Origin of the sequence: Holospora elegans E1 (assembly GCF_000648275.1) — a bacterium.
Taxonomy (GTDB): domain Bacteria; phylum Pseudomonadota; class Alphaproteobacteria; order Holosporales; family Holosporaceae; genus Holospora; species Holospora undulata_A.
Window position 1 is genome coordinate 1 of the sequence record NZ_BAUP01000105.1, and the last position, 2306, is coordinate 2306.

The 2306-nt window shown below is 37.7% G+C and carries 1 protein-coding gene and 1 pseudogene; both read right to left on the bottom strand.

Annotated elements, in window-relative coordinates; translation table 11 throughout:
- Positions 1-540 precede the first annotated feature (540 nt).
- Entirely contained in the window at positions 541-1215 is a 675-nt protein-coding gene (gene ubiG / locus HE1_RS04310) for a bifunctional 2-polyprenyl-6-hydroxyphenol methylase/3-demethylubiquinol 3-O-methyltransferase UbiG (RefSeq protein WP_052567357.1), read from the bottom strand.
- Between the two features lie 9 nt (positions 1216-1224).
- Positions 1225-2306, bottom strand: a pseudogene (gene mraY, locus HE1_RS10380) (phospho-N-acetylmuramoyl-pentapeptide-transferase).

A 2306-nucleotide genomic window follows, 5' to 3' on the forward strand; every position in this document is an offset into this window, starting at 1 on the left:
CCCCCATCAATCCCTCGATTTACAGCTTTGTCCGTTTTTTTTGCGCTTTGTAAGTCAATTAGACTGTAGGTTGGATTGTCTCGTCCATTGTTTATTCGGCTTTTTTCCACAAAATCCCTTATCATTTTCTCCCAAATTTCGCTTTGTCTTGCTTGCATGTAAACCTGTACACAGTTTTTCATGGAAGGATATTCTTGCGGAAAAAAGTGCTACTGACAGCCCGTCTTTATGGGATAAAACACCCTGTTAGTAAGCACTCTCTTGCGTTTTTTACCATAATCCCCTGTATCAAAATGAAATTTTATTCAATCTCCGTTGTGTGTCACTTAAATCTCTCGGATAGGGCATGTCATTTTCTTTCTAACTAAGCTTTGTATCAGATCTTATTTAAATTGTGAAGACGGGTTCTAAGTAAACAGCACCACTAGAAAAAAGAGAAATCCCTCTATTTTATCTAGAAATTTTTAATTCGTTTTTATAATCGTTTTATTGATAAAATTCTAAACTTTTGTTTATTTAAAAAAACTTGTAAAGACCGTACTATCCCCTATCAGAAAAATTATTATGCTGCAATTTTCGAATAGAAAAAAAGAAATTAGTATCGTTTTCAGAACAAAAAATCCATTTTTTTGGATGAAAAAAAGAATATTTATATCCCTGTTCTGTCCATCCACAGCATCCAAAATCCCGGAACACCTCTTGCAGTTCCTCTGGTTTAATAAAGCGATGCCAACTGTGTGTTCCAGGAGCAACCCATTGAAGAATGTATTCTCCAGCTAAAATCGCTTTAAAATATGAACGCGTCGTCCTGTTAATCGTCGATCCTATAAGATACCCTCCGGGTGCTAACAACGGAATCCAATACTTTATCGTATCGTAAAGGTGATCGACGTGCTCTAAAACTTCCATAAACAACAAAACATCAAAGTAACGATGCTGATTATAAAAATATTCTGGAAACTCATAGGAAATTTGTGCGTGGGAAAAACGCGCGTGAGCACGCGCCTGCCTTAAACTGTCTGCACACACATCAGTACCTGAAACAAGAGCGCCTCTTTTCCAGAGCTCCTCACTAAAAACACCTCCGCCACAGCCAACATCTAAGATCTTTTTCCCATAAAGAGAAAAAAAACTCTCTAAAAACCCAATACGCAAAAAAGATAGTTCATGCAAACACCGAGCAGGACCGGTAGGGTCCCACCAATTTTTAATCATTGATTAAGCCTATCGAATTTTCAAAGCCATTAAAGACGCAATCCCTAACAAACAAGAAATAATCCAAAATCGCATAACAATAGTAGACTCAGACCATCCACGCTTTTCAAAATGATGATGTAAAGGTGCCATCAAAAATATGCGCCGCTTTGTGCGCTTAAAATAAATCACTTGAATCACTACAGAAAATGTTTCAACAACAAAGACTCCTCCCACAATCCCTAACAATAACTCTTGTTTAATAAAAAGAGCAATTGCAGCCAAGGTTCCGCCCAACGCTAAGGCTCCCATATCTCCCATAATAATCATGGCAGGGGGGGCGTTATACCACAAAAACCCCAATCCCGAACCTAGCAATGCAGCGCAACATACTGAAAGCTCTCCTGTCATAGGTACGTGGGGGATTTTTAAATAAGAAGAAAAAATTGAGTGACCAGAAACATAACAAAAAATTCCTAGAACTACACAGGTCACCATCACAGGTCCAATTGCTAATCCGTCTAACCCATCTGTTAAATTAACGGCGTTAGATGCGCCTGTTACCACCAAAGCAGCCCAAAAAGGGTAAAGCCACCCTAAATTAATAACAAAGTTTTTTAAAAACGGCAAATAAACTCCTGTTAATACTGTATCGGTTGTACAATTTAAACGGCACAAAGCCCAAGACGCCCCAAGAGCCCCAAAAATTCCGATAATCACTTGAAATATTATTTTTTTTTTCCACTCAAGCCCGCACTATTTTGGTAAACAATTTTTAATATATCATCTAAAAATCCTAAAAAACTTAAAGATAAAAAAGTAAAAGCACAAAGCCATACATAAGGACTAGACCAATCGCACCACAATATAATACTTCCTAAAAATCCCAATAAAAGCATCCCCCCCCCCATTGTGGGAGTATTCTTTTTATAAAGCAGATGTGTTTCAGGGCCATCAAGACGAATAGGCTGCCCCCCTTTTTGCATATTTTTCATCCAACGAATGAAAGGCTTTCCAACCAAAAATACAATAAAAAAACTGCTCATCAACGCCCCAATAGATCGAAAGGTTAGATAGCGAAATAAGTTGAAAAAAGACGCATAGTAAGTCAT